The organism is Salinibius halmophilus (assembly GCF_003577475.1).
Lineage (GTDB): Bacteria > Pseudomonadota > Gammaproteobacteria > Pseudomonadales > Natronospirillaceae > Salinibius > Salinibius halmophilus.
This window is the reverse complement of the sequence record NZ_QPEP01000021.1, coordinates 1-4,559: the sequence shown is the minus strand read 5'-3', so window position 1 is coordinate 4,559 and position 4,559 is coordinate 1. Positions and strand designations below refer to the sequence as shown.

At 39.1% G+C, this 4,559-nt stretch carries 3 protein-coding genes; all 3 read left to right on the top strand.

The window, feature by feature from the left end:
* Nucleotides 1-229: 229 nt before the first annotated feature.
* The 3 genes from DUW71_RS17425 (at nucleotide 230) to DUW71_RS17415 (ending at nucleotide 4,457) form a co-directional block, all read left to right on the top strand.
* Nucleotides 230-2,254, top strand: coding sequence for a hypothetical protein (locus DUW71_RS17425; RefSeq protein WP_119396556.1), 2,025 nt, complete (start codon nucleotides 230-232; stop codon nucleotides 2,252-2,254).
* An 81-nt stretch (nucleotides 2,255-2,335) separates the two neighbouring features.
* Nucleotides 2,336-3,079, top strand: coding sequence for a DUF695 domain-containing protein (locus tag DUW71_RS17420; RefSeq protein ID WP_158584251.1), 744 nt, complete (start codon nucleotides 2,336-2,338; stop codon nucleotides 3,077-3,079).
* Between the two features lie 127 nt (nucleotides 3,080-3,206).
* Complete coding sequence (locus DUW71_RS17415) at nucleotides 3,207-4,457, top strand: hypothetical protein (RefSeq protein ID WP_119396554.1); 1,251 nt, start codon at nucleotides 3,207-3,209, stop codon at nucleotides 4,455-4,457.
* Nucleotides 4,458-4,559: the final 102 nt, after the last annotated feature.

The following is a 4,559-nucleotide window of genomic DNA, read 5'->3' as shown; positions in this document are numbered from 1 at the left end:
GCTTAAGTGCGGTTTTGTCTTGGAAAAACAAGCTAGATTGTTGCATGATATCCAGTCACGAGGTCAATTTTACTCGGCGTATATTTTAACCTGTTTTTTCGGAGGTTTTTAGAGGTGCCCTATTGAAGGCACTGATTTTATTCCTGTTGGTGGTACGTCTGACGGAGGAGCCGATGGTGTTCATGAGCGAGGCCTCTATGGCTCAGATAAGAAAGATGTGTTTTACCAGATGTCTATCGAGCAAAACCATAGAAGCAAAGTGAAGAAAACTATAGATAGATTGATTGAGTTTGGAAGAGAGCCTAAAAGGCTTATATATGTTACCTCTCAAACTATAGGCACGTATGACAGAGAAGAAGAGTTTTTAACGGATAAATACAATGTCTTTATCAGAATTCGAGATGGGAAATGGATTCTTTCTAATTTAAATCATAGCGAAGCAACAAAAAAAGCATATTACACCCATTTGGAAAGGTATACAGACTTCCTGAATGATTTAAATAAGGGCAATAACGTCAAGCTAAGTGCGAATATTTCACACCCATCAGTTTATGTGTTTTTACAGCAACAGGTTGAGAACAGGGAAAAAGACAAGAATCTAGTAAAGACAGTCGCTGACAGCTTAATTCTATGGGCTCTAAATGATACAGACCCTGATGAAAATCGGTTTATGACACAAACTGACATTATGGAATCTATTAGAAATAATATTCCTTGGGCAAAAAATATAGTTGGTGGAATGTTAAGTTCTCGGCTGAAAGCGTTGGTAAGCAAAGGAGGAATTGGTGGTAAAAAGGTAAATTACCATAAAAAAGGTGATAAATACTGCTTACCTTATGAAACTAGAGTGATCATTGCCAATGAAAAAGGTGAAGATGAAAGTGTACAAATAGATGTCATTGATGAAATTTGTTCCATGGAAACGTTGGCTGATTTTGAACCGGAAGATAAAAAATTAGTTGCAAAGGTTTCTATAAGAACTGCGCAATTATTTTTTGAAAAAGAAGGTTTGAATTGTTCGTCATTTCTAAATGGCAAGGAGTCCGAGAAAGATAGCTTTATTGAAAATACTGTTTATGACAGGACCTCAGATGCTTTGAATGAGCTTGTAGAGTCTGAAGGAGAGAGAGATAGATTCTGCCCCATAATTTGTGAGATAGTTAGAAAAATGTTTTATCAAAGCACTATCTCCCAAAGAGCCTTACTCACGAAATTTTCTAGAACCTATGTTTTGCTTTTTACGCTTCAGGCTGAGCCAAGGGTTGTTGAATATTTTCAAAAAGCTACCGCCAATTTTAGGCTTCTTGTAGGGACTGACTTAATAATAAGGGCGATATCTGAGAGGTTTTTGTCTGAAGAAAATCAGATGACTCGAAACTTATTCAAAATAGCAAACGCTGCTGGAATTACTCTCTATCTAACTGAGCCTGCACTAGATGGAGTCATAAAACACCTGATTGTTACTGATAATGAGTATAAAAATCACATTCAACCAAGAGAGTCGTACCTTACAGTCGATTTGATTCGTGAATCTTCTCAGATTCTTATTAGGACTTACTATCATGCAAAAATAGAAGGCTATACAAAATCTTGGCCAGGTTTCGTTAGTGAGTTTATTACCTATAGTCAACTCCATAATGCGCCAGGGAGAGAGGAATTTAAGACCTACATAACACAACAGTTTGGAATGGAATATATTTCATCTGAAGAACTACAAGAAAAAACATCGCCTAAAGATGTGAAAACATTGTCAAACGAAATAATTGATCTGAAAAAAGGGAATAAATCACTAGCTGATGCAGTTTCTCTAACTATTAATTCAGTGTATGGGCAGCGTATAGCCAATAAGGAGTATTCTACTTTTCCTGAATATGGCTATCAAACGTGGTGGTTAACTCAAGAGTCTAGAGTTCAAAAACATACCTCCGAAATTGTGAAGAAAAATGGAGCTAAATTCATAATGAGGCCGGAATTTTTGCTTAGCTTCTTTTCGTTATCGCCAAGCGTCAGAGATATTCGAGAATCTTATAAAACCATATTTCCGTCAGTGATGGGGATTCAGATGGGTAACCGGTTGCCAGATGAGCTCTTTCATAAGGTTCTCGAGCAGGTTGATATATGGAAAGAGCAAGAGGATGGTAGAGTTGCAGCTAAAACTAGGGCGCTCTGCGATCGATTGAAATCTGAGCATTATGATGAAAACGCTAATAGTAACATGATAGATCATATCCTTAATGAGTTAGAAAGCGCTTAACAAGTTGCTGCACTCGGAAAAATTACTCGCTACGCTCCTAATTTTCCGGTGAGCAAGGCGTTACACTCACAAGGAGAGATCGTGCTAGATATTTGGTATACATTTCCAGCGACAATGGGCGAAGACCAAGCTTGGATAACTTATAATCATGGCTACGCAGAAGTTGCAGAAGCAGATCCTCGTCACAATGTTTTGAGAATTAAGCTTCCGTTTAAAAATCCAACTGACTACGGAATGCCGACAAATGAAGAGTTTCCTCAGTTATCTGCAATAGATGAAACACTTGATAAACGATTTTCAGATTTAGGCGCGGTTTATGTCGGCCGTGTTACTGTAAGTGGTAACCGTTTTTTCTATTTCTACGTAGATATCGAAGAAAAAAAGGCTGCAAAAATTATTGAAAATGTTTCTGTTAGTTCTTCATATAAAATGCAGTATATATTTGAACATGACGCAGAGAAGAAATTCTATTGGAATGAACTTTACCCTACAAATGATGATTGGCAGGTAATTCAAGATTTAAAAGTCTTGGATTCGTTGGCTGAGAACGGTGATATCAAAGACATAAAAAGAGAAGTCATGCATTGGGCATATTTTCCAAATGAATCATCATGCAATAAATTTACAGGTTGGGTTAAATCTGAAAATTACACGGTACATTTTAGTGGCAAGGTTGAAGATGGCTCTTATTACCTCTCAAAATACAGTCACGTGGGTTCGATGAACCTTGGTGATATTACTAGCCATACAATAAAATCTAACAGAATGGCCGAAGATTTAGGTGGGAGATATGACGGATGGGAAACCAGTGTCGAGAAAGAATAGGCGTGTAACAAACGGCTCAACCGGACAAATATTTGCTGTCACCTTTTTTGCAAAGAGACGCAAAAATGCCGCCATCAAACATTTGCGCGGTTAGCCGGGCGTTAGGCAATTTCAACGAGGAGCTATCATGAATGAAGAGCTAGTTAGATTAATGGAAGAGTTAGATCATTCTAAGGAGATAGCTAGCGAACATTCTATTTCGTCAAAAATAGATCGTGCTACCGAAAATGATCAAAGTCCAAAGGCCGTAGCCGAACGGATTGCATTTGGATTTTGTGAAGAATATTTGGATAAGCCCAATGGCTGGGGTACATATTTTGGGCCTATGATGGTTTGGGTAGGGGATGACGGTAAAGCGTATGAAAGTCCCAGCATTGCATTGGTAACCAAAGAAATTATTGAGCACTGGAAAAACAGGTCACAAGAAACCAATAATCCATTGATGAGAGCTCGCTATGCTGGGCTTGTTTGGGATCTCTCTGAAGCTGCCGTGGACGAAAAGCCCGACTATAGGATTGCTATTGATTATGTAAATGCACTTCTTGATGTGACTGATAACGATCTATGCGAACACCCAACCGAAGCAATAACGAAAATCACTAGGGCATTCAAAGTTGCGTGCGCACTGAATAACAGAGAATTGGAAGAAAGGTGTGTTGAAAGCGCGATTAAATTAGAAGACAGAATTGCAGAAGATGATAAGGCAGGCCTTTGGGGATTTTGCTTTGAGCTTTTTGTTTTAGGTAAATATAAGAATTTGTCTGAGGTACAAGAGCAGAAGCTTGTGGATGATCTCGAGTCCCGATTAATACGTGTCTCCAAAGGGCATTCACCATGGGTGTGTGAATCGGCGGCTATCCCTTTAGCGACTTATTATCGTAGCAAGGCAATGAACGACGATGTCACTCGAGTGATTGAAGTTGTTGGAAATTGTTTTGAAGATGCGTGTGATGGCTTGGCTCCAATTCAGGTCTCTTCTTGGCTCCAACATGTGCACGACATTTATATAAGCTTCAACATGATCGAAAACGCAGAACGCGTTTCGAAGAAGATCTCTGAGGTAGGGCCAGGTGTCGTAGAGAGTATGCAAGAATTCTCTAATAGTATGGAGATTCCCAAGGAAAAATTAGAAGCATATCTAGCTTCAATGACGAAAGGTGGGCTTCATAAAACACTTAGGAGAATTGCAGCGCAATTTATTCCGAAGAAAGATCAAGTAGAACAGCAGGTCTTGGATCTGGCAAAAAATCACCCATTGACATATTTATTTACGAAGACACTGCAGGACCACAAGGGAAGACCTGTGGCGACGATTGGAGGAATAGAAGAAGATCTAGAAGGCAATGTAATTCACCAGCTTCGGAATCTGTCAACATAGTTTTCACGCTTAAATTTTAATCAGTTGCTACTTTTCGATCAGGGTTCAAGTGAACTTCGTTGTCTGGTACGAAGACTGCCGCATTACCCGACCACCTTTCAG

What these genes read in the sequence shown, in the direction of transcription:
- DUW71_RS17425 (WP_119396556.1), top strand. Translation starts at nt 230, where the DNA reads ATGTCTATCGAGCAAAACCATAGAAGCAAAGTGAAGAAAACTATAGAT.
- DUW71_RS17415 (WP_119396554.1), top strand. Translation starts at nt 3,207, where the DNA reads ATGAATGAAGAGCTAGTTAGATTAATGGAAGAGTTAGATCATTCTAAG.